At 36.8% G+C, this 24,782-nt stretch carries 20 protein-coding genes; 15 read left to right on the top strand and 5 right to left on the bottom strand.

What is annotated here, in order from left to right:
- The first annotated feature begins 1 nt into the window (after window position 1).
- The 12 genes from gspE to dld all read left to right on the top strand — a co-directional run bounded on the left by gspE (window position 2) and on the right by dld (window position 10,988).
- Window positions 2-1,546 carry a type II secretion system ATPase GspE gene (gene gspE, locus Q0940_RS06665; protein ID WP_299265952.1) on the top strand — a complete coding sequence of 515 codons (1,545 nt, stop codon included), beginning with the start codon at window positions 2-4 and terminating at the stop codon, window positions 1,544-1,546.
- Entirely contained in the window at window positions 1,546-2,766 is a 1,221-nt protein-coding gene (gspF, locus tag Q0940_RS06660) for a type II secretion system inner membrane protein GspF (RefSeq protein ID WP_299265949.1), read from the top strand. The genes gspE and gspF overlap by 1 nt, the downstream gene beginning before the upstream one ends.
- 37 nt (window positions 2,767-2,803) lie before the next feature.
- A complete protein-coding gene (gene gspG / locus Q0940_RS06655) occupies window positions 2,804-3,241 on the top strand; it encodes a type II secretion system major pseudopilin GspG (RefSeq protein ID WP_299265943.1) in 438 nt (145 codons plus the stop codon).
- 92 nt (window positions 3,242-3,333) lie between these two features.
- A complete protein-coding gene (gspH, locus tag Q0940_RS06650) occupies window positions 3,334-3,918 on the top strand; it encodes a type II secretion system minor pseudopilin GspH (protein WP_299265940.1) in 585 nt (194 codons plus the stop codon).
- Window positions 3,908-4,321, top strand: a complete 414-nt coding sequence (gene gspI, locus Q0940_RS06645; RefSeq protein ID WP_299265938.1) for a type II secretion system minor pseudopilin GspI — start codon at window positions 3,908-3,910, stop codon at window positions 4,319-4,321. The genes gspH and gspI overlap by 11 nt, the downstream gene beginning before the upstream one ends.
- A gap of 1 nt (window position 4,322) precedes the next feature.
- The gene (gene gspJ, locus Q0940_RS06640; RefSeq protein WP_299265936.1) at window positions 4,323-4,961 is read left to right on the top strand and encodes a type II secretion system minor pseudopilin GspJ; all 639 of its coding nucleotides are present in this window, start codon (window positions 4,323-4,325) and stop codon (window positions 4,959-4,961) included.
- Window positions 4,951-6,027: a type II secretion system minor pseudopilin GspK gene (gene gspK, locus Q0940_RS06635; protein ID WP_299265933.1), complete on the top strand. Its 1,077-nt coding sequence runs from the start codon at window positions 4,951-4,953 to the stop codon at window positions 6,025-6,027. Before gspJ ends, gspK begins: the two co-directional genes overlap by 11 nt.
- On the top strand, window positions 5,996-7,291 hold the full coding sequence (gspL, locus tag Q0940_RS06630; RefSeq protein ID WP_299265932.1) for a type II secretion system protein GspL: 1,296 nt from the start codon (window positions 5,996-5,998) through the stop codon (window positions 7,289-7,291). The genes gspK and gspL overlap by 32 nt, the downstream gene beginning before the upstream one ends.
- 2 nt (window positions 7,292-7,293) lie before the next feature.
- A complete protein-coding gene (locus Q0940_RS06625; RefSeq protein WP_299265927.1) occupies window positions 7,294-7,788 on the top strand; it encodes a type II secretion system protein M in 495 nt (164 codons plus the stop codon).
- On the top strand, window positions 7,789-8,526 hold the full coding sequence (locus Q0940_RS06620) for a type II secretion system protein N (protein ID WP_299265924.1): 738 nt from the start codon (window positions 7,789-7,791) through the stop codon (window positions 8,524-8,526).
- Between the two features lie 140 nt (window positions 8,527-8,666).
- Window positions 8,667-9,215, top strand: a complete 549-nt coding sequence (locus Q0940_RS06615) for a cyclic nucleotide-binding domain-containing protein (RefSeq protein ID WP_299265921.1) — start codon at window positions 8,667-8,669, stop codon at window positions 9,213-9,215.
- Between the two features lie 72 nt (window positions 9,216-9,287).
- Window positions 9,288-10,988, top strand: a complete 1,701-nt coding sequence (gene dld / locus Q0940_RS06610; RefSeq protein ID WP_299265918.1) for a D-lactate dehydrogenase — start codon at window positions 9,288-9,290, stop codon at window positions 10,986-10,988.
- An 83-nt stretch (window positions 10,989-11,071) separates the two neighbouring features.
- Here dld and Q0940_RS06605 read toward each other — a convergent pair whose 3' ends face one another.
- The 3 genes from Q0940_RS06605 to Q0940_RS06595 are packed head-to-tail and all read right to left on the bottom strand — an operon-like array spanning window position 11,072 to window position 14,379.
- Complete coding sequence (locus Q0940_RS06605) at window positions 11,072-11,842, bottom strand: hypothetical protein (protein WP_299265915.1); 771 nt, start codon at window positions 11,840-11,842, stop codon at window positions 11,072-11,074.
- The gene (locus Q0940_RS06600; RefSeq protein ID WP_299265912.1) at window positions 11,830-12,933 is read right to left on the bottom strand and encodes a dipeptide epimerase; all 1,104 of its coding nucleotides are present in this window, start codon (window positions 12,931-12,933) and stop codon (window positions 11,830-11,832) included. The genes Q0940_RS06605 and Q0940_RS06600 overlap by 13 nt, the downstream gene beginning before the upstream one ends.
- A 6-nt stretch (window positions 12,934-12,939) precedes the next feature.
- The gene (locus Q0940_RS06595; RefSeq protein WP_299265910.1) at window positions 12,940-14,379 is read right to left on the bottom strand and encodes an SH3 domain-containing protein; all 1,440 of its coding nucleotides are present in this window, start codon (window positions 14,377-14,379) and stop codon (window positions 12,940-12,942) included.
- Window positions 14,380-14,856: 477 nt separating this feature from the next.
- Between Q0940_RS06595 and Q0940_RS06590 the strand changes: the two genes are divergently transcribed.
- Window positions 14,857-16,023, top strand: a complete 1,167-nt coding sequence (locus Q0940_RS06590) for a DUF819 family protein (RefSeq protein ID WP_299265907.1) — start codon at window positions 14,857-14,859, stop codon at window positions 16,021-16,023.
- Between the two features lie 67 nt (window positions 16,024-16,090).
- On the opposite strand, the gene Q0940_RS06585 is transcribed toward Q0940_RS06590, so the two are convergent.
- Together Q0940_RS06585 and pbp4b are read right to left on the bottom strand one after the other, a co-directional pair.
- Complete coding sequence (locus Q0940_RS06585; RefSeq protein WP_299265904.1) at window positions 16,091-17,668, bottom strand: serine hydrolase; 1,578 nt, start codon at window positions 17,666-17,668, stop codon at window positions 16,091-16,093.
- A gap of 12 nt (window positions 17,669-17,680) precedes the next feature.
- Window positions 17,681-20,185 carry a penicillin binding protein PBP4B gene (gene pbp4b, locus Q0940_RS06580; RefSeq protein WP_299265901.1) on the bottom strand — a complete coding sequence of 835 codons (2,505 nt, stop codon included), beginning with the start codon at window positions 20,183-20,185 and terminating at the stop codon, window positions 17,681-17,683.
- Between the two features lie 391 nt (window positions 20,186-20,576).
- Between pbp4b and Q0940_RS06575 the strand changes: the two genes are divergently transcribed.
- Together Q0940_RS06575 and Q0940_RS06570 are read left to right on the top strand one after the other, a co-directional pair.
- Window positions 20,577-23,636, top strand: a complete 3,060-nt coding sequence (locus tag Q0940_RS06575; RefSeq protein WP_299265898.1) for a carboxypeptidase regulatory-like domain-containing protein — start codon at window positions 20,577-20,579, stop codon at window positions 23,634-23,636.
- Window positions 23,637-23,808: 172 nt separating this feature from the next.
- Window positions 23,809-24,657, top strand: coding sequence for a MurR/RpiR family transcriptional regulator (locus Q0940_RS06570; RefSeq protein WP_299265896.1), 849 nt, complete (start codon window positions 23,809-23,811; stop codon window positions 24,655-24,657).
- Window positions 24,658-24,782: the final 125 nt, after the last annotated feature.

Genomic DNA, 24,782 nt, shown 5'->3' with positions numbered 1-24,782 from the left:
AATGTCAGAATTAGTTAACCAAAACTTAGATCCTGTCAGTCCAACTATACTGGTAGAGCAGGGTGATATAGATACATCTATTAAGCGCGTGCCGTTTGGTTTTGCTCAGCGCTTTGGTGTATTAATTTCATATCAACAAGATAAACCGAGAATGTTAATTAAAGCGTCTACATCTATGGATGCGTTAATTGAAATTCGTCGTTTTCTCGGCTTTGTATTACCTACATCAACTATCCCAGATGATGAATTTGATACTGAGTTGGAGCAAAGCTACCAACGTAATGCATCTGAAACCCAACAGTTAATGGAAGACATAGGTAACGAAGTTGACCTGTTTTCTATTGCTGAAGAAATGCCGGGTACAGAAGACTTATTAGAGGGTGAAGACGACGCGCCAATTATTAAATTGATTAATGCGACATTGTCAGAAGCTATTAAAGAAGGTGCGTCAGATATACATATTGAGACATTTGAAAAGCAATTAGTTATCCGCTTTCGTGTTGATGGTGTATTGCGTGAGGTGTTATCACCAAACCGCAAACTTTCCTCTTTGCTCGTTTCAAGAATAAAAGTTATGGCTAAGTTAGACATAGCTGAAAAACGAATTCCTCAAGATGGTCGTATATCTTTACGTATAGCGGGTCGTGCAATCGACGTGCGCGTTTCAACCATGCCATCATCTTATGGTGAGCGTGTGGTGATGCGTTTGTTGGATAAAAATAACGCCAAATTAGATTTAGTTGACTTGGGTATGACGCCAACTAACCAAGCAAAATTTGCTGAATTACTGCGTAAACCGCACGGTATTATCTTGGTTACAGGACCTACAGGTTCAGGTAAAAGTACCACCTTGTATGCAGGCTTAACCAACATCAACAGTAAAGACCGCAATATTTTAACGGTTGAAGATCCGGTCGAGTATGAATTAGCTGGTGTTGGTCAAACACAAGTTAACACTAAAGTTGATATGACTTTTGCTCGAGGATTAAGAGCAATATTACGTCAAGATCCAGATGTCGTAATGATAGGTGAAATCCGTGACTTAGAAACGGCAGAAATTGCAGTGCAAGCTAGTTTAACTGGTCACTTAGTTATCTCTACCTTGCATACAAATACCGCATCAGGCGCTATTACTCGTATGGAAGATATGGGAATTGAACCATTTTTATTATCATCAAGTTTATTAGCGGTTATTTCACAACGATTAGTTAGAACCTTATGTAGCAGCTGTAAAGTTGATTATTCACCTGATAATGCTGAAAAAGAAATGCTTGGCTTAAAAGCCGACGACACGCGTACTATTTTCCACCCTAAAGGTTGTGACCAGTGTAACTTTACAGGTTACCGTGGACGTGTCGGTATTCATGAATTATTAGTTGTTGATGAAGCGGTTCGTGAAAATATCCATACAGGTAAAGGCGAACAGGCTATAGAAAAATATATACGTCAGAATACGCCTAGTATTCGAGATGATGGTATGGGTAAAGTTTTAGCAGGGTTAACAACTTTAGAAGAAGTATTACGTGTTACCCGTGAGGACAGTTAATGGCTGCCTTTGAATACAAAGCTCTGGATAACAAAGGCAAAACTAAAAAAGGCATGTTAGAAGCTGATACTGCCAAACAAGTTAGGCAGCAGCTTAGAGATAAAGGGTTAATCCCAATAGATGTTAGTCAGTCGAGCCAAAAAGAGAAACAAGCTGAAGCGGGAATATCACTATTTCAAGCTAAGATATCAGCATCAGATTTAGCGCTTGTTACTCGTCAGTTAGCCACCTTAGTTGGTTCTGCATTAACCATAGAATCTGCATTGTTAGCGGTTGCAGAGCAATGCGATAAACCAAGATTAAAACGTACAATAATGGCTATTCGCTCCAAAGTTGTTGAAGGTTATAGTCTTGCTGAAGGCATGAAAGAATTTCCTTATATTTTTGACCACTTATTTCGCTCTATGGTGTCGGCCGGCGAAAAATCTGGTCATTTAGATGAAGTATTAAATAGACTTGCTGATTACACAGAAAAACGTCAAGAGACTAAGTCACAACTAACCCAAGCTATGGTTTATCCAATAATGTTAACCGTGTTTGCCATTGGTATAGTGACATTTTTGTTAGCATCGGTAGTGCCTAAAATTGTTGGGCAAGTAATGAAGTCTGGGCAGGAACTTCCTGGAAGCACTCAACTCTTATTAAGTCTGAGTGATTTTATTCTTAACTACGGTATTTTCTTGGCTATTTTTATTGTTGCAGGGATTGTGGTTTTTCAGCGGATGTTAAAGCGTCCGAAATTCAGATTGAAGTTTGATAAAAAATTACTAAAACTGCCTTTAATAGGCAAGGTGATTTTAGGTGTTAATACAGCGCGCTTTGCTCGTACGTTAAGCATTTTAACTTCCAGTGCGGTTCCTATCTTGGAAGGAATGACCATATCTGGCGAAGTATTGTCTAATGCTCATATTAAAAAAGCGGTTATAGAAGCGTCCGATAATGTACGTGAAGGTGCATCTTTAAAAAGCTCATTAGAGAATTCAAAAACATTTCCACCTATGATGTTACACATGATTGGCAGCGGTGAAAAATCGGGTGAATTAGAGCAAATGTTAAAACGTTCAGCAGATAACCAAGACAACGAACTGGATGCAATTGTTAAGATAAGTTTAAGTTTATTAACACCATTAATTGTTGCTGTAATGGCCGGTATGGTTATGTTTATTGTAATGGCAATTATGCAACCAATTATGCAAATGAATAATTTAGCTGGCATGTAAATCAATTTTAAATTACTAGAGTAAATGGAGTAAGAAAATGAAAATTATTAGAAAAACACAGAAAGGTTTTACTATATTAGAAGTGATGATCGTTATTGCTATTTTGGGCATGATGGCGTCATTAGTTGTTGGTAACTTAATGGATAGTGCCGACGAAGCTAAGGTTCAGAGTACAGCAATTGAAATTAAAAATTTAGAATCAATTTTAGATTTATATAAATTAAAAGCCGGTCAATATCCAACGACAGAACAAGGTTTGGAAGCATTAGTTTCTGCACCAGAAATTGAACCTGTTCCACGTAACTACCCAGTAAATGGTTTTCTTGATGAATTACCGCAAGATAAATGGGGTAATGATTACCAGTTAATTAATCCAGGCGAAATGGGTAAATTTGATTTGTTTTCAGTCGGACCAGACGGTGAAGCCGGTACTGAAGACGATATTGGTAACTGGAACGTAAAAGACTTTTTATAAAGGCTTAATATAAAGCGATATAAATACTAGGATGTTTATAAATTTAAGCATCCTTATTCTTAAAAATAGTGCCATTTAGTAAGGGTCTATAAGTGAACAAACATAAAGGTTTTACTCTTTTTGAATTGATGCTTGTGATCTTGTTGATGGGACTTGTTGTCAGTACTGTTAAATTTCCAAACTTAGCCCAAGACCCATTTGATCAAGTTGATCAGCAAAGTAAAAAACTTGCTGCGTTAATTAATCTAGCGTCTGAATATGCAGTATTGAATAATACCTTATTAGGCTTTTCTGTTAGCGAATCAAGTTACGTATTCCTAATGTTTGATGGTGAAAAATGGCAACCAATGCCAGAACCGCCATTTACAGAGACTGAATTAGAAAACGATATAACTATTGAATTAGCCTTAGATGGTTTGGAATGGCAAGAGCAAAACTTATTAAGTGCTGTTGAATGGATTGATGAAGAACAATTAGAAGAAAATAGCGAACAAACGGAAGAAGAAAAGCAGATGTCTTTTCCACAAATTTTTATCCTATCCTCAGGTGAAATATCTCCTTTTGACCTCGATGTTAGTTATGACAATGGCTTTGATGAACCAGTTACATTTAAAGTTAGAGGTGAATTTATTACTCCCGTTTTAGTACTCGACCCAAAGCAAATAGATGAGCTTTAATATGAGAAGTCATCAAGGGCGCACAAATCAAAAGCAAACTGGATTTACTTTAGTTGAGTTGTTACTGGCATTAGCTATTTTTGCTTATTCAGCGAGTACAATTTTAAATGTGGTTGGCACATCGTCTAACAACTTAAGTGAAATAGAACAAATTACATTTGCTTCTTGGGTAGCAAACGATCAGCTTATTGAGTTACAAACTAGCGAAGTTTGGCCACCAAAAGATAAAGCAAAAGGTGAGCAGGAATTAGCAGGCCGAAAATGGTATTGGCAACAAATCGTGGTTGAAACGGAAGATAAGTCTTTACGCTCAGTGACTATGAATGTATCCACAGAGAAAAATGCAGCGACATCTGTTTATTCTTTAACTACGTACTTATCATCAAATGTGCGTAATAAATAACATGACTAATTACAACTCAAACAAAGCACAGGGCTTTACCCTGCTAGAAATTTTAGTGGCCTTGGCTATTTTTTCCATGTTGAGTGTCGCTATGTTTTCTGTGGTTAATACCACAGTAAATGGCCATGAAGTTGTTATTAACCAAAACAAACAGTTAACCGATTTACAACGTGCATTTACAATTATAGAAAACGATTTTACCCAGCTAGCGCAACGTAAAGTGAGAATTGACGGTGAAGATAGCGGCGATACCTTTTTTCATGCTAGTGATTATTTGTTTGAATCTGAAGCGGTTGGTTTTGCTTTTGTCAGAGATGGTTGGACAAATCCAGCTATGGTGCTAGCAAGAAGTGAACTACAGCTTGTGGCGTATCGGTTAATTGAAAAAAAATTAGAACGTTTGTACTTTAACTTTGTTGATAATGAAATGGGTACTGAACCTAGAGTTCAAGTTCTAATTAATGGCATTGAAGCAATGAGTTTGTCTTACCACGTCAATGGTGAATGGGGCGATGAATTACCCGAGACTGGATTACCTTCGGCAATAAAACTTAAGTTGGAAACGGAAACTTTTGGTGAAATTGAACGTAGCTTTCTTATCATTCGACAAACAGTGGTAGAGATAAAGAATGATAATTAAAACACAAAGCCATCAACCAAAGCTTAAAAGTAAATTGAGTGGTAAGCGCAAACAAATTAAAAGCCAGCATAAGCAAAAAGGCGTGGCATTAATTTCCGTGTTATTGGCGATTGCTTTGTGTGTGATTTTAGCGACTGAAATTTTGTCAGCACAAGCATTCCAAGTTCAACGAGTACAAAATATTTTAGAGCGTCAACAAGCTTATTGGTATGCAATTAGTTCTGAAAACTTTATTAAAGCATTATTAAAAAAAACCGCAGAAGATGAAGATGGTATTTTCAACCTAGACCAACCTTGGGCGTTAAAAGGCATGAGTTTCCCGGTTGGTGATGGTCTAATTGAAGGTGAAGTGACAGACTTGTCAGCTTGTTTTAATTTGAATAGTTTGTACTACCCAGGTATACCTGATGATATAAAAACAGAACGTATCCAGTTGTTCGTTAAGTTACTTGATTCATTGGATGTAAAAGGTGAAGTGAGTAACGACGATTTAGCTGTGAATTTATATGACTGGTTAGATGCCGACGATTATCCTTCTGGCTCGGTAGGTTATGACGGTGATATGTATACGAGTTTATCGTTTCCATATTTAAGTGCCAATTCAATGCTGGCTCATGAAAATGAATTAAGAGTTATTTACGGTTTTGATTTAGCGGTCATGACGCAACTTATGGATAAAGTGTGCGTGATCCCAAATAGCAATCAACTTAGTATTAATGTAAATACCATCAGCTCGGATAATCCAGAGTTTTTGATGGCAATGTTAGATATTGAACGTGATAAAGTAGACGCAATATTGGCAGAACGACCAGATGATGGGTTTGACAATATCGATGACTTTTTTGCACTTACTCAGGTAAGTTCACTGTCAAACATAGCAAAGATAGATAAAAGCCAATTTACGGTAAAAAGTAGTTTTTTTAAATTGGTTACAAATGCTTATTTAAATGATATTAAATTTGAATTGACTAGCATGTTTCAATTAGATGATAAATATAATGTAGACGTAATTGCGCGCCGTTTTGGAGGAAAGATTGAGCGAGAAGCTAATACTGAGACTGAGTAGTCAGAACTCAAGTTCCATTCCTTGGTTGGTTTGGTCACAGGCCACAAAAGAAGTTATTGTCTCTGGTGAATTGGAACATCAAGATGATTTATCTGTATTAACAGAATACGCGAAAGGTCGTTATGTCACTGTGCTTGTTGATAGCGCAGATGTTAGATTGCACCGACATTTTATGCCAAGTAAGCCAACCCGTCAGCTGCTTAAAGCTTTGCCATTTATGTTAGAAGATGAATTGGCGGAAGACATAGAAAAATTACATTTTGCTATTGAACAAACTGGTTTTGATAAAGAATTAGAAAAGTACTGGGTTAACATTGCGATAGTTAAGCGTACATTATTACAAAGCTGGTTAGACAGATTAGCGCAAGCTGACATTCAAGTAAAAAGTATGTTGCCAGATGTTTTGGGCTTACCAAACGAGGCTATTAAGTCTGAGCAAAACAGTAAAAGTATCTCAATACTTGGTTATGCTAATGGTTGGTTAATAAGAGAAGATTCTTGGCGTGGATGGTTTTTAACTGATCCTTGGTTACCTTTGTATTTTGAAAAATTGTTAGCAGAGAATAGTAAAGCAGATGATGAAAGCGCAGAAGCTCAAATAGAATTAAACTATTTTTCGCCGCTTCCTGCGGAATTAACTGCTAATTTAATTGAATCAGAGCGTGTAAATCTAATTGCGGCTGAGCCAGAATTACCTATGTTGCTATTGGCACAACAAACTGATCAAATTAAATGGAATTTGTTACAAGGTGATTTTTCTCAGAAAAAAGCCGTGAGCAAAAATTGGGTATTGTGGCGTCCAGCCGCAGCGTTGTTATTAATAACCTTGTCCATCCAATTTGTAATGGTAATAGCCAAATGGCGATCAGCAACCACTGATCTTGAAGTAGCCAAAGAGGATTTGGCGCAAATGTATCAAGCTGCCTTTCCAAAAGAAAAATTAAGAATAAATATTTTACGTACTCAGTTAAAACGTAAAGTTGCAGCTGTCGGTGGTTCTGACAGTAGTGAACTCGGTGGATTTACTGCATTTATGGCTGAGTTAACACCCATCTTTAAAAAGCGTCCAAATATTAATATAGAATCAATTAGATATGATGAAAAACGTGGTGAACTTAGACTTACTGCTAACGCTCCATCTTTTCAACAATTTGAACAATTCAAAAATGATATAGAAAAATTGGGCTTAGAAGTTAAGCAAGGTGCGGTAAATAACGAAGGTAATACAGTTGCAGGTTCGTTAAGTATTCAGGAGGCCAAGTAAATATGGATAAATTAAAGCATACATTAATCACTTGGCTTGGCAGTAAAACAGAAAGCGAACAAAGGCTAATTAAAGTCGCCAGTGTGGTATTTATTCTATTTTTATTGATCACTGTGGTCACTAAAATCAATACTGGTGTTACAAGTTCACAAGCAAAACTTACGCAACAACTAGAGTTGAACAAGTGGGCTAAACAACAAATTGAGATTATTAAATCAGCGAGTATAAATACCGGCTCAGCATCAGGCAATGAACGTTCTATTACCCAAGTTATTAATTCAACAGCTAAACGATATGGTGTTGTGATTGAGCGAATTCAGCCACAAAAAACAGATATGGTAAAGGTTGGAATTGATGAAATTGGTTTTAATAATTTAATGCGCTGGTTAACGGAATTACAAACGAAGCATAACATTAGTGCTCAAAATATTGATTTTTCTAAAGCCGATACTAACGGCATGGTGAAAGTTAGACGATTAGATTTAGGGCGAGAATAAATGAGTAAAGTTAAATTAATCGTTTTATTTATTATAAGTTTTATATTGTTTTTGGTGACACTGATCCCCGTTAGCTTAGTGGCTAGCAAATTAAGTTTACCAAAGAACGTTGCCTACCAAGGTATGTCAGGAAACATCTGGCAAGGTGAAATACAATCTTTGCAAGCTAACAAAATGCTATTTGAAAATATCCATTGGAAATTTGAATTTAGTAGCTTACTACATGGTAATTTAGGTTTTGACGTTAAGTTTGGAAATCCAAGAGAAAGTCAGCAACTAAGTGGCCGTGGTATTGTTTCCACTGGTTTAACAGGTCATCAATTAAGAGATTTTGTTTTTAGAATGCCTGCGGATGACATTAGACCATTTTTACCTTTACCACTGAATCCTATTGCAGGACGTTTTATTACCACCATAGATATTTTCCAAAGTGGTACTCCAGTCTGTGAACAATTGTCAGGGGAATTTATATGGAGTAAATCTGGCGTTAATATGAACGGTCCTATTCCATTGGGAACCATTGCATCTACGTTATTGTGTGATGACAATAAGTTAGCGATTAAGTTTGATGGTGATAACCTTCTTGGTATTGATGGAACTGTATTTGTTGAGTCTGGCACAAGATATAATATTGATGTGTTTGTTAAACCAGATGCAAGTTTACCTGCCGCAATACATCAAGGTGTTGGCATGTTAGGTAAAATGGATAATAAGGGTAAGTATAAAATTAAACTCTAAGTTTAAAGGAAGTTTAAAACTAAATTTAAAGGCAATATAAATAAGTCATTGCTGGGCTGTTAAATAATTGAGCAGTAATGACATTGTAGTTTTATGTTTGCAACTCAACGGATATATTGACGTAGATAAAGCATAAACACATGAAAAAAATAAGTAACATCTCAAAATTGAAATTGTTGGAGTTTTTAAATCGTATCCCACTATTTAAAAACCTAGATGCTAATGACCGCAGAACCGTTTCTAATATTCCAGATTTAGTGGTTATGATTGAAAAGGGTAATGTTTTTATAAAACAGAACCACCTAGATTCTGACTTTTACATTTTGCTAAATGGCGAAGCTGAAGTTACTGTGGATAAACAATTTATTGCCAAAACGACTCCTGGTAATTTTATTGGTGAAGTTGGCTTTATTTGCAACGAACCAAGAAGCGCCACAGTAACGGCAAAAACAGATATCATAGCTCTTAGAGTTACCCGCGACTTGTTTGATATGCTGCCGTTAAAAGTAAGAGAATCAATAAAACAAAAAATCATTAATGGCTTGGTTGACCGAGTTTCAAAACAAAATGTGAAAATTATTAAACTAGTAGAGCAAGTTGATGTGCTTGAATTGAAACTAGATCCAGATCGCGACAGTAATAAACAAGATGATGGAATAGCGCACGTATTAAATATCAAAAAACGTTAACGACTAATTTATTTTGCTTGTTTCAATACCCGCTTTAATTAGCAATTATTGAATGAATATTAGGAAGTCATTATGCCGCACACACTTTTACAGCAAGCTCTTGAAGATGCAGTTGGTCAAAACCAAGTTATTATAAATAAGCAAAAATCTCGACGTTTTCGTCTTGGCTGGCGCACTGGCGGCGGTGATGCATTTGCTGTAATTAAGCCGCAAAATCTATTAGCTTTATATCAAGCTCTGCAAGCCTGTGTAAAACACAACACCATCATTATTATGCAAGCTGCAAACACTGGTTTAACGGAAGGCTCGACTCCAAGTGGTGACGATTATGACCGACTAATTGTTATTATTAATACGTTAGCAATGGATGAAATACATTTGCTCGAGCAGGGTAAACAAGTTCTAAGTTCCCCAGGCACTACACTTTTTGGTTTAGAAACCTTACTTAAATCAATAAAACGAACACCACATTCTGTAATTGGCTCTTCATGTTTGGGCGCATCTGTTGTTGGCGGAATCGCAAATAACTCTGGTGGAGCGTTAGTTAAACGTGGTCCTGCATATACTGAAATGGCATTGTTTGCACAAGTGACCGAGCAAGGTGAGTTACAGCTGGTAAATCATTTAGGGATTGAATTAGGTGAAACGCCAGAGGAAATGATCACCAACTTAATGAAGGGTAATTTTGCTAAAGATAATTTAAAGGCAAGTGATGCTCAGTGTTCAGATACTGAATATCAGGAACGAGTTCGCCAAGTTGATGAAAATACACCGAGTCGTTTTAATGCAGACCCAAGACGTTTATTTGAAGCTAGCGGTTGTGCCGGCAAGTTGGCGGTTTTTGCTGTGAGGTTAGATACTTTTCCTGTTGCAGAAAAAGAGCAAACATTCTACTTAGGTACAAACGATCCGCTTGTTTTGGGTAAATTCCGTCGTGATGTGTTAAAAAGTTATAAAAATTTACCTGAAGTTGGTGAGTACTTGCATAAAGATATCTTTGATGTGTCAACTAAGTACGGCAAAGATACATTTTTAAGTGTTAAATATTTAGGCACAGACCGTCTGCCTAAATTGTTTGCTATTAAAGGTAGAGTGGACGCATTATGTAAGTCATTACCTTTTCTGCCAACTCACTTAACTGATTGGGTAATGCAAGCTGTTAGCAAAATTTTTCCACAACACTTACCATCACGTATTTTACAATACAGAGCTAAATACGATCATCACTTAATCTTAAAAATGAGTGGTGATGGTATTGCAGAAGCAAAAGCACATCTCACAAAATTTTTTGCACAAGAAGAAGGTGACTTTTTTGAGTGTGACGAAACAGAGACTCAAGCTGCAGTATTAAATCGCTTTGCAGCAGCAGGCGCTGCCATGCGTTATCACACTTTATATCAAAAAGAAGTGGGTGATTTATTATCACTGGATATTGCCCTAAGACGAGATGATATTGATTGGCTTGAAAACTTGCCAGAATCTATAGAGCAGCATTTAGAAATGAAATTGTATTATGGTCATTTTTTCTGTCATGTATTCCACCAAGATTACATTCTGAAAAAAGGCGCCGATCCTAAAGCGGTTAAAAAGAGCATGTTGGAATTATTGAATAGCAGAGGCGTAAAATATCCAGCGGAACATAATGTCGGACATTTATACGAAGCTGAGCAAACACTTAAAGAGTTTTACTTAACGCTAGATCCAACCAATACGTTTAACCCTGGTATTGGCAAAACAGATAAAAATCAACGTAATTGCAGTTGTCAGCATTAATAAAGGTTATATAAGCGAAAAGTAAAAACGAAAAAGCCCCATATTTATGGGACTTTTTTATGTGTTGAAGTAAAAAATGCTGTTTATAAAGCCGGTAAACCCCATACTTTCATTTTCTTTTTGTATTCATCTTTTGGTAAAGCCAAGTAACGAGGATTTTGTTCTGGTTTTAACCAAGCCAATAACGCATCCATTTTTGATTCTTCCATAGATGTACAACCTGCGGTTGGTACTTCTGGACCAAACCATAAATGAGCAAAGATACAGCTGCCTTTTCCACTAATATTATCTGGATTGTGGTTTATCACTATGCCTTTTTTATATATGGTTTGACCGTCTTTATGAATGTCACGGCGCATAGGCTCTGTAGAATCTTTAACTGTGTCTTCACCGACAACGTTTTTATCCACAATTTGGTTATACAAAGGTGAGTTGTTCACATCCATACAATAATGATCCGCAGACATAGGTTGATAAGGCATGTCAGTATTCGCCTCAGGTAAATAGCCAAACGTCGTAGTTAAGTTAAATATGCCGGCGGTAGCTGTTCCATCACCTTCAACTTTGTAATTACCGCTTTGAGTCGGATGAAGTCCTAATCCCCATGACATTCCTTTACGTCCTAAATTGACAGGAAAAGCATCGTCTATTTTTTGCCATTTATCATCTTGCCACTCAAATTTTTGCAAAGTTGCAGTTGTTGCACTCCAATCATCAGAGACAACAACAACTAACTGTTTAGTGTCTAAATTTTGTAATAACGCGGGAGTTGAGTCTGAGTTACATGCACTAAGTAAACTGGTTAATAACATGAAGGTTCCCGTAACTATATAGCGTGAATTTAAAATGGCCATGTTAACTCCTGTAAATTGTTAATAGTTTCAATACCAAGGCCTGCGCCTTGACTCAATTTTATATTTGATAAGTCAAAATTTACACCACCAACAACTGGATCAAATTGACCAAGAGCTGGGCCGTCTAAATCAATTAACGAAATACTCGACGCTTTTGCTGCAGCTAAGTGCGCAGCAGCTGCAACACTGACACTGCCTTCAAGCATACAACCTATCATGCAAGGAATGTCATGCAATTCAGCTAAATCAGCAATTTTAATCGCTTGGCTAAGTCCAGCGCATTTCATTAGTTTGATATTGATAATATCAGCAGCACCTGTACGAATTAATTCTAAAACCTGTTGAGGTGAAAATGCACTTTCATCAGCCATAACAGGTGTGGTTATGCGTTCGCTAATATAGCGTAAACCGTCGATGTCTTTGCTTTTTACTGGCTGCTCAATTAGCTCAAGCTCTACACCTAAATTTTCTAATTTTTGAATGGCGTAAACCGTTTGTTTGGCGGTCCAACCTTGGTTTACGTCTAATCGAATAATGGCTCGTTTAGCAACATTTTGGTAAATAGAATGAACGCGCTCAATATCTTTTTCAATGTCAGTACCAATTTTCACCTTTAAGATTTCAAAGCCTTGCTCAATAGCTAAATTTGAATCCGTTAACATCTTGTCTATATTATCAACGCTAATGGTGACATCGGTTGTTAGCTCTGGCATTCCACCACCTAACATTTTATATAAAGGTGCATCAAAGCGTTTTGCCCATAAGTCATAAACCGCAATCTCAAGAGCTGCCTTTGCGCTGGAATTACCCACAATTGCATGCTGAATTTTATGACAAATACTATTTAAGTTTTCAACGTCCATACCAATAATATGTGGAGCAATAACATGTTGGATTGCATAGGCGATTGAACCATGTGTATCGCCGGTAATTACCGGCGTTGCCGGAGCTGCACCATAACCAAGAATACCTTTGTCCGTTTCAATTATTACGACAAGATCAGTAATGTTTTGTACTGTCCGCATTGCCGTTTTAAAAGGCGTAATTAACGGAACCTCTAATTTTGCAAAACGGATAGCTGTAATTTTCATACTGGTTTAATGTCCTTCAACGTTGTTGAGAGTTAAACGTTTAATATTGTAGATTTTATCTAGGTAAGTAGTGGTTTCATTTAACTGCAATGTGATCAATGGCGTTACTGAAACTGCATTTAGTACGCCTTCAACAAACTGTCCTTCCGGTGTCCAATACGCTAACCCTTTTACATCATGAATAACAATAGGTTGGTTGTTTTCTTTTCCTAAATACACCATAACATGGCCAGGAATATAAATAAGATCGCCTATTTGTAATTTCTTGATGACAGCTAATTTACTCGCAGGATCAGAATGTTCATCAAAACGGAAGTTAGTGCCGTATTTACCGTTACCTTGTTGACCTGAATTACGTGGCATTAATATACCAAATGTTTTGTAAATTTCGCCAACAAACCCTGTGCAATCTCGACCATCGTAATCGTGGCCCCAACCATATCGTTCGCCTAAAAATTTATACGCTTGGGCGATAACATTTTCAGGAGTGTATTCCAAATAACCTTCATGCACATCTTGAGTACGACCAATTAACGCTGTTTTAATGCTCAAGCTACCATCTTGATTTCGTACTGGAAGTTTAACTTGATAACTACCAGCAGTACTTTGTCCGTATAACTCATTATGTTGTTCGGTACTGCTAAGTAATGGCAGTTTAACTCCCATATCTAACTGTATTTGAGATATTTTTGGTTCATTAGGTACATAACTAGTGTGTACTTTTGCGCCTGACACCAATAAAAAATCGTCGTGATCTAGATAGGCTTGGATTTCTTGTTTGTCACCAATGGCAATATCATCGCGCTGCACCCAAGCTAAATAATTATAGTTTTGTACTAGCAGCCATTTACCGTCTTTACTGGTGTGTAATATAGCGACAGCTTCACTTGGAAATACGCCAGTTTCCTGAAAACGGTCTAAATCAAGGTCCATTTCTTGGTTAAACACCCTATCTAAAGTAGGAAATGTACGCAGTGCAGAACGTTTGGTTACTAAACCAAATTGAACGATATTATTATCTTTAACATCTTGGATATTAAGGTTGTCACGGTAACGTGCAAAATCTTGTGGGGTAAGTTCAGTTCCATCGGCGTAAAAACGCGCACTAGTTGGAATACTACTGATGTCGTTAATTTTTTCTATTAAAGCTGTTTTATCTAAATTTTCTAGGCTAGCTAATGGCCTAACTACATGAGGATCACTTTCAAATAGTTGTTGATTGAATGCAGCGATATCTTGGCTTTTCATCGACATAGTCTCGTTGTTTTGAAGCTTATTTTGCCAATATTGAGCGTTTAACTGCTGGCCCGTAATATCGGTAATGTTAAGGTTATATGTTGTCTTTACAGGGCTACAAGCGCTAAGAGCTGATAGCAATAAAATGTAAGACAAGCTTTTATAAATTTTTCGGGACTTATTAGTTCTTGTTTTAGTTATATTTTTCATAGCAATAACTCGTTTGGGTAATAGGCTAAGTGACGATTCAAATTTAGACTTTTCATGTTAATAATCTATAGATAAGCCAGATTTAAATAAATGCAATGCGTACTACATTTTATACGCTGTCATCAATCCCTACATAAAAACCTTTATATAGGTCGCCACATAAATCTTCATATAAAAAATGATAATATTATATTCCTTAACAAATACTACATTTGAATAATTATTTCAGCAAGGTGATCTTGTACAAAATAAAAAATAATTAAATGGGTAAACTTGTTCGCCATGTAAAAAGCCGTTTACCTTTAAATTTTTGTACATCCATTTTTAATTTAGGATTGACTAAAGCTAGTCTTGATGTAAATAATAAAATATTCCAAAATTTATTTAATTTAGGAATATTGACGGTGTTAATGTGCAGTTAATAATGCGCATACTCCACTAATATATATTCTCAGTTTTTCGTTTAGGAGAAAAGTTTTGATCACTAGCTCGTTTATTTATGTTACTGCTTTATTAGTCATTGCTGGAAGTCTTAAATTTTTAGAAACCACAACACGTTGGCGTTTATTCGAATACTTACCAGCTATTGTGTCTCTCTATTTTGTGGTCATGCTTTGCTCTACATTTGGTGTATGGGAAAAAACCGAAGAAATTACCAATGCTTATAAAATGCTACGTAATAACTTACTGCCTGCCATGATATTTTTAATGTTACTTGACGCTGACTTACGACAAATAAAGCAACTGGGTGGCAGAATGTTACTGGCATTTTTTATTGCAGCTGCCAGCATAGGCGTGGCTTTTGTTTTAGCTTTTACGGTATTTCAAAGCTATTTACCTGCCGATGCATGGAAAACCCTTACTGCGCTCAGCGGCAGTTGGATGGGTGGCACAGGTAATATGGTTGCTATTCAATTGGCGTTAGATGTGCCGGATGCAAGCATGGGTTACACCTTATTAATTGACTCAATTGATTATGCTTTGTGGGTTATGTTTTTATTAGCTTTAGTCCCTCACGCCAAGCGTTTTAATTTATGGGTTAAAGCGGACAGTCAATTACTAGAAAAAATTGGTGCCAATATCGATATGGATAAAGAGCAACAGCAAGTAGATTCCGGTGGCTTGTTAATACTTTTAGCTACGGCTTTATTAATGTCTGCTTTAGCGCAAAGCGCAGCATTATGGTTACCAACTTCAGCTTATTTTACTCCCACAGCCTGGACTGTATTATTGGTTACTGTAGCTGGCGTTATTTGTGCGCTAACCCCTTTAGGTAAAATTGCCGGAGCGAGTCAATTGTCTATGTTGATGTTATATCTGATCATCGCTTTGATAGCTTCACGTGCAAATTTAGCTGAACTCACTCAAGCTCCTCTTTATATTGCTCTAGGGTTAATGATTTTACTGTTTCATGGCTTAATAATGTTAGTTATGGCTAAGTGGTTAAAACTAGATTTATTTACTTGTGGTGTTGCATCATTAGCTAATATTGGCGGGGTTGCTTCAGCGCCTATTTTGGCAGCGTCTTACTCTAAATCACTGATCCCAGTTGGTGTATTAATGGCAATGATAGGTTATATAGTTGGCACAGGAGGAGGTTTGTTGGTGGGTAAAGTCTTGTCGTTTATAGCTTCTGGGAGTTAAGGCAATTTGCCTTAACTCTATCAATCAGCGTCATGTTGTAAAGCATATTAAATGAAAGCTAGGAAAATTAGAGCTTGGTAAAATCTAAGTCCTGAAAATCATAACTGAAGTCTATGTCTTTTGATGCTGGCGCTAACGTCATGCCATTAACTTCATTCTGCTGATTACGCTTGAAGGTAATAACTGCATCGGCTTCCAAGCTACGATCATTCCAGCGGATCAATAACGTGTCATCACTACTTTGCAGATGTAAATCACCAACAAATTTTTCTACTCGTAATGAACGTATACGTAAATTAGCGTTTTTATCATTATCGCTGTACTCAATAATAAACTGTCCCAACCATGGATCTTCATAAGTACCTACGTACTGTTTAACGTCAGAATTAGTTGAATTTGCCAATACATTATTTAACTCAGTGTTATTTTTTTGTTTGTTGGCTGATGATGATTTAGAAGATGCTGGAGCGAATTTAGCTAGCCAGTCTGTTGCATTATCACCTAAATAGGGTTTCATAACGGTATACATTAATGCACTGCGAGCCGCACTAGATTGCTGATTGGTTAGCACAACAAAGCCTAAATCTAACTCTGGGAATAAACTAACAAATGAGTACATTCCAGCCAAACTGCCAGTGTGATGTACTTGTAAGTGACCATCCATATCATTAATACGCCAACCTAAGCCATATGAACTAAGGTGAGTATTGTCGAAACGTTTGCTACGAGTTGACACTGGCATTATGGTATGTGGTGTCCACATCATTTTATGCTGAGCTTGGGAAAACAATGACTTTCCATCGGTTATTTTACCCTGGTTGAGTTGCACTTTTACCCATTTAAGCATGTCGTTAAGACTACATTGTATACCGCCAGCTGGCGCTGATACGCTTGGTTTATCTGGGTCAATAGGGCGAATTATTGTTTGTAATTTACCACCAACAACTCCATGCGGAGTTGCTATATCTTTTTGTTTTTGCTCATTTACGTTACCAGCAAAACAATGCTGCATACCCAAAGGTTGCATAATTTTTTGCTCAATAAATGTTTCCCAGCTTTTACCTGTTACCGCTGGAATAATTTCACTGGCGACAATATAAAGTAAGTTATCGTAAGCGTAGTCAGCTCTAAATTCTCCAGTGGGTTTTAAGTAACGTAAGTTATGTAAAACTTGCCGGCGAGTAAAGCTAGACGGCTCTGGCCATAACATTAAATCACCGGCACCTAAACCCAAACCGCTACGGTGGGTGAGTAAGTCTATTATATTAAAATGCTCACTAACCCAAGGGTCATGCAGTTTAAAGTTAGGTAAATAACTTTGTACTTTACCGTCCCAGCGGATCTTGTTTTCATCTACTAAAATAGCTAAAGCTGCGGCAGTAAAGGCTTTTGTATTTGAGGCTATTTTAAAAATACTGTCAGTATCAACGGGTTCTTTGCTGTTTATATCTTTAACACCAAAACCTTGAGCTGCAATTATTTCACCATTTTTTATTACGCCAATAGCGACACCGGGAATGTACAACTTTTGCATGATTGTTTGTATTTTATCTTCATCTAAAGTAGAAGGTTTTGCGTGAGTAAACATAGATAAACCACCAATTAAGAGACTACAGATTAAATACTGAGATGAAAATTTTTGCATTAGGACTACCTACTAATTATCTAAAACGGCTTCGTACACTAAGCTGATGATACTGCCATATTTGCCAGTTTCAAATAGCTTACCTTCAAACTTCTCTGTGGTAACTTCTGGATCATGTTCATCAACTACTTGCACAATTTCACTGTGTCGAGCATTAGTTAGTAATATGATGGCTAAGTCATATTTAGGATCGATAACAGTGACCGTTCCTGTCCAGCCTGTATGACCATAAGCAGAAGCGCTAGCGTAAGGGCCAAAGTGCCATTTACGTTTACCATGAGCTGCACGACGCCAGCCTAAACCAAAACTATTATCGCCTTCTTCTGGCTTAATAAATTCATCTAACACTGAATGCTCAAAGACTTTAGTTTTACCATAACCACCACCATTTAATAACGTTTGGGTTAATACCGCTAAATCATCAACAGTGGAAAACAAACCTGCGTGCCCAGTTACACCAGCAAAAGAATGGAATGCTTTTTCATCATGAACCTCACCTTGTAATACATAATCACGTACATTTTCAAAGTAAACTGTACCACCGCGCGTGGTTCCCATTATTTCTGTTGCAGCAAACTGACTCTTTATAAACCCTTTTTGCAGTGGATTAAAAAGGGTGTTGTTTAAATTAAGAGGATGGTAAATATGTTGTTCTGCATACATATCTAAATCTTGATCAGTGACTCGCTCAATTAATAAACTCAGTAACATGTAATCAGTATCGCTATATACAGCTTTGGTTTGTCGTGCCATTTCAAAGGGCACGCGGGATAGCAGTAAGTGTTCAGTTTGTTTTTTATTCTGAGAAAAAAACTGTGGACCTAATTTGTTATCCCGAGTGAAAAAACGCACTTGTGGTGAGTATCCTGCTGTGTGAGTTAGGAGATCACGCACCAATCTACTCTCGCGTCCTTGACCTTGGTATTCAGGCAAGTATTCATTAATCGGTTTGGTAACATCAATTTTTCCTTCTGATACTAATTTCATTAGCGCAAAATTTGTAGCAAACATTTTGGTGTTTGATGCTAAATCAAACAAATGTGTGGTTTGCATTTTGATTGGTGTTTCCAGTAACTCGCCGCCATCGGCATATTTTCTGGCGTAACCGTAAGCACTACGTTTAATGATTTTTCCGTCTTTTACTACCAATAATACAGCGCCAGGAAACCCCTCGTTGATATCAGCTTGTATCAATTCATCCACTTTAGAAAAACGTTTACTATCAAGGTTAGTTTTTTCTTGTAAGGTAGGGAAAGGGATCATTACCCTAATAGTACTGCCTTCTGGTAATACATTTTCAACGCGTAAAGTGTTTTCACCATTTTTGGTTCTACGGGCTAAAGAATAATTGTAACTTTGGTAAGGTTGCAGCGTTTTTTCTATATTAAGTTTTTGACCGTTAATATAAATATCTGCACTTTGGGCATCAATGTTCTCGATAATGATTTGACCTTCGTTGGTATAGCCTTTGAAAACATTGCGATCATTTACCCATTCACGTGTACTTCTATCTGTATTCGGAAATATGTCATTTACTTGGTAATAGCTTAAGTTAATTGGTGGTTGAGCTGGTTTTTTTTCTAACTCGTAACGCATTAATAGCGTATCAATTTCTTCTGGGAAGTATTTGTCTATCAAAGCAAATAGGGCTCCCGCGGTTTTACTGTCAAGCTTGCCGGTAACTGACCAAGGTAAAAAGTGCATTTGAAAGGCCGATAATGTGTCAAGTGTCGTATTGTCATTGATCCCCGTTTCTACAATGCCGTAACCATAAATACTTAATGCATGCTGCATTAAACTAATACTAGGGGGTGAAGTGTTAAACTTCTCCCAATATTCTTTTAAGGTGTCATTATCGTACCAAGCGCCGATACCATGTTGGTATAATTGATACCAAGGGAAACGAGGACCGGGATCATTTTTACGAGTGGGTGCAATGTCGGAATGACCTATAACAGCAGTCGGTGATATATCTGGATTTCGGGCAAGAATATCTTTGGAAAGTGTAATAAGTAATTCAATTTGCTCAGGGTCATAATCTGGGAAAAGGCAAAGTCGGTCTGGAGTATTTTCGCGTTGTTGTAAATCTGCACTAGAATTGTCGCGCATGCACTCAGGTACATTAACTATCTCAATTCCAATAGATTGATCATTTAAATCTTTTCTACCTTGCCAATAACTTTTTCCAGCGTGCCATGCTCGACCAGATTCATCTACGAGTTGAATAACTTTTAACTCATTGTCTTGGTAAGAAGGGTCGTTGCGTTCTGGAATTAAGTAATGCGCACTTAACCCTCCCTCATCAACTAAAGCAGTTACTGATTTTTGGTAATCAATTGCAGTAAAGTGCATAACCAAAAATTTAATACGTTGGCTGTAATTTTTAGATTTTATTTGTGATAAAGGTAGTGAGGAACAACTAACAATAAAAACTGTTAGTCCAGCAATAAACCATAACCTGCGTGATAATGACCAAAAACACCGCGATTTTGATTGATTTTTAACACTATGCTGCATAACAAACCACCATTTAGAATAAATAATTATCATTTAACGAATAATAAAGAATAATTATTCTACACATATTTACAAGTGAATAATAAGTAATTTTATATATTAAAGTTTATTTTTTAAAATTGGTGAAACAGTTATCTACTTTAGCTTAGCTCTTATTTCTATTCATGCTTATAGCTACTTTGAATATTCTTTTTTGTTATTTATGATAGTTATAAAAACATAAATTATTACTATTAATTAATAAAAATGGAAAATATTATTCTTGACGAAGTCGGTTAATATTTGTTAAATAAAGTTATCTGTTATAAATCACCAGTCGTCACAAGAGTGTAATTAGCAGAATTTGTGGAGCAATGTCACATATATAATTCTTATAAAAAAGGTGGAATACATGTCAACACATAATAACAACTTCACTAAGCGACGCTTGCATCAGGTCGTTTGTCAAATATTAAGGACTCCAGCTGCATCTATTTCAGCTGTGGTATTAGCAAGTGCATTAATGTCTGCGCCCGCTATGGCACGTGATAGTGCTATTAAGGGTAAAGTCGAAACTCAGGCGGCTAACGTATCTGTCTCTGGTGTTACCGTTACGGCGTCTAGTAATGTTATGCCAAAGCCAAGAACCGTTCAGACTAAAGCTGATGGTAGTTATGTATTACCAGCGCTTAAGCCTGGTACTTATACATTAACATTTACCTCTGCAGACGGTTCAGTTCGTGAAATGATGGTAGATGTACTATTGGATCAAACTGCAAAAGTTGATGTAGCGTTTGAAGCTGCACCAACTGGTAGTACAGAAGTTATTCAAATAGTTGGTGCTCGCATTAGCCGAGAAGGTGACTCATCGTTAAGTGGTTCACTTGGTAAAGATGTATTAGATCGTGTACCGGCAGGACAAGATTATCGTTCATTACTAGCTATTATTCCTGGCGTACAATATTCAGAAAACTCTACTTTAGGTCCATCAGCTGGTGGTTCTGGCCGTGATAATAAATATGGCTTTGATGGTGTAGATGTGTCTTTACCTATGTACGGTAACTTAGCGTCAGAGCCATCAACTCAAGATGTTGCCTTTGTGTCTATTGACCGTGGCGGTGCTAAAGCTATTGGTTTTAACCGTGCTGGCGGTATGTCTATAAACACTATGTCTAAGTCAGGTACTAATGATTTTCATGCTAGCGTAGAATATCGCATTGAGCCTAAAGGTTTAGTTGCAGATAAAAAGACAACTGACAGTTCTACTTTAAGCTATAAAGAAAATAAAACTTGGATGAGTGCTAATGTTAGCGGGGCACTACTTGAAGATGAGCTATTCTTTTATGGTTCATATTTTGGTCCCGAAGTTACTCGTGACAACAAAGAAACTGCATATGGCCCTGTAAAAGAGTACAAAAGTTCGCGTGACGAATTTTTTAGTAAATTTACTTGGGCACCTACCGACGATTTATTATTAAACTTAAGTTACCGTACTTCAGATAAAGAAGTAGAAGGGGACTCGGTAAGTTCAAAAGCAACGGACTCAACCTCTGAAGGTAGTACGGTTACTCAAGATATTTTGACTTTTGATGGTTCTTATATCCTAAGTGATAGTACTATTTTATCTTTCCAATTTAGTGACTTTGAAAATAAAAACTCTGGCCGACCTGATACTGTTTTCTCTGGCGTTAACCCTTCTCTCGGTGGTTCGTTAGATTTAGATAATTTAGATCAACTAGGTAATTTTTATGTGCCTTCGCTAAAAGATGATGCAGGCTACGATAATGTAGAAGCACAAGCCTTAATTGACGCTTATGGTTATGAAACTGATGGTGTAAAAACCGGAGGCGGTAATGTCGGTGGCGGTTCTTCATTTAATAACCAAGACTTCTATCGTAAAAGCTTTGAACTGAAATTAGATCATGAGATGGATATAGGCGATACTTTCCATAGTATTCACTTAGGTTATCAATGGAAAGAAAGTAAAGAAGTATTAACTCGTTTGTCAAATGGCTGGGGCGGAATTAGCTATGTTGGAGGTTTAAATACAGATACTGATTTTGTATCTACAACGCCAATCTATTATAGCGCATCAGTTTACTCTAATAGTCTATTAAGTGATGAGTTAAGTCCTCTAACATCGTCTTCTGAAACCATTAATATTGAAGTGAATGACACCATAGAGTATAACGATTTTACATTTAACGTTGGGTTTTTATTTAGTAACGATGTGTTATATGGACAAGGCTTAAAAGAAACGGCAAAAACAGAAGCGATTCCTGCGACTCCTGACACTCCTGCGATTGCTGAAAATGTATCTGGTTATGTAGTAGCGCCTGGTGAAAAATACAAAATGTATGAGTTGGATTTTGTCGATATGATCCAACCGCGCTTAGGTATCACTTGGGCTTATACCGAAGACAGCACTGTGTTTGCTAACTATGCCAGTTATAACCCAGATACAACTTCATTAGCACGTGCGGCATCGTGGGATCGTAATAATCAATCAACCCAAGAAGTTTATTTTGATGAAAATGGTGACTTTATTGGCAATACCGAGGCTGGTGGTTCATCGGGTAAGTTATTCCAAGATGACTTAAAAGCGCGTCGTACCGACGAATTCACCATTGGTATGACTCAGTATGTATCAAACGAACTATTTATTCGTACCCATTGGCGTCAACGTAAAGCGTTACATGCTTGGGAAGATACGCCAAATGATTCACGCTTATATGATTATACTGATATAGATGGCGGTCCATTTGGTGGTGTGCCAGCGAATATTGCAGCTAAAGGCTTATATATTGAGGATTTAGATGCTTATCGTGCCGAAATTGGTGGTGGTTCTTATGTAATTGCAGAACTAGATGGCGCTGAGAATACATATTATGAGTGGAGTATTGAAGGTGATTACACCGGTGAAAACTTCTATTTGAATATGTCTTATGTATGGAGCCATTATTTTGGTAACTACGATCAAGATATTACTAGTACAGCTTCTGATGGTAACTTATTCGTAGGGTCATCTAACTTAGCGGATGGTATTGGTCGCCAATTATGGGATGGTAAATACGGTAAGTTAAATGGTGACAGACCTCATATTCTAAAAGCTTTAGGTTACTACACAACAGATTGGGAGGCCGATATTGGTTTCAACTTTGTATTCCAATCTGGAGATGTTTGGGAAGCATGGGATGGTTCTTTATATGGTTATTCAAGTGACACCATTCGTTATGCAGAATCTGCTGGTAGCCGCCGTGAAGCAAGTCATTGGCAATTAGATTTAAACTATGCTCAAAGCTTTGATTTGAATGAAGATTTTGTACTTAAGTTTAAAGCTGACATTTATAATGTATTTGATAAGCAAACGGGTTATAACTACAACCCAATTGTATCAAGCGAGACGTTTGGTGAAGCACAAACTTTAATCAATCCTCGTCGAGTACAATTCTCGGTAAGTATAGATTTTTAAACGTAGTGTTTTTTATGTTTAGATATTTATAATATTAAATAATCCTCGCATTCAGCGAGGATTTTTTATATCTAAAAACCAAGAAAACTTATAACTAAATATTTGTTAAAGAATTGCTGCAGTTTAGGTTACAATTATTCCTAATCGATGAATAAATTATTTATGAGTAACAATGTCAACATTTACTAAAATTAAAGCACTGAAGGACTCGTTGTCGAGTAGTGAGCTAAAACTAGCCAAATTTGCCTTGGACTCATCCAGTGCTATTCGTGAATTATCCTCATTAGAGTTAGCCAATGTAGTTGGTGTTAGCCAATCCTCAGTGGTTAAGTTCTCTCAGAAATTAGGCTATAAAGGCTACCCAGCGTTTAAAATGGGTGTTATTGATGCATTGAATATTGCTACTGCTAGCAATAATTTGCACGGTAAAATTACTATTAATGACAGCTTTAGTCAGATGTCAGATAAGCTACTTAGTAGTAAAGTTTCTGTGCTTAATGAAACACAAAAGTTAAATGATGAGGCTGCATTTATTGAAGCAGTTGAATTATTAAAGTCATCAAAGCGTATATTAATTTGTGGGTTAGGCGGCTCAGCTCTGGTAGGAAAAGACTTTTCTTATAAGTTGCAAAAACTGGGTATGTTAGCGATAGAAGAACCTGATGCCCATGCTCAATTGGCCTTTGCTGCTACTTTATCTGAAAATGATTTAGTCTTTGCCATTAGTGAGTCAGGTAGTACCAAAGAAATGATCAACGTCGTTACTGAAGCTAAAAATAATAAAGCTAAAATCATTTCTGTAACACGCTTTGGCAGCACACCTATTTCAGATATGGCTAATTTGAAACTGTATTCGGTAGCTGATGATGAATCGGCTCGCTTGTCATCAATTTTAACCCGTACGGCGCAAGAATTTATTATAGATATCTTGTTTATTGCAATTACTCAATCGTCTCGTCAAGGCCGCCAAATATTGGAAAAAACTAATACAGTAGTTAGTGACTTTAGGCGCAGTATGTAAATAATTTTAATTCAGGTTAAATATAGAAACACATATAAAAAAACGCAGTTTTAACTGCGTTTTTTTATGCATAAAATAAATTATAAGCCGTTTATTCAGGTTTCCTAATTGTATTAACAACCGTT

It is taken from the genome of uncultured Psychrosphaera sp., assembly GCF_947500655.1.
Classification (GTDB): domain Bacteria; phylum Pseudomonadota; class Gammaproteobacteria; order Enterobacterales; family Alteromonadaceae; genus Psychrosphaera.
The sequence above is the reverse complement of the archived record's forward strand: the minus strand, read 5'-3'. Positions and strand labels throughout refer to the sequence as shown.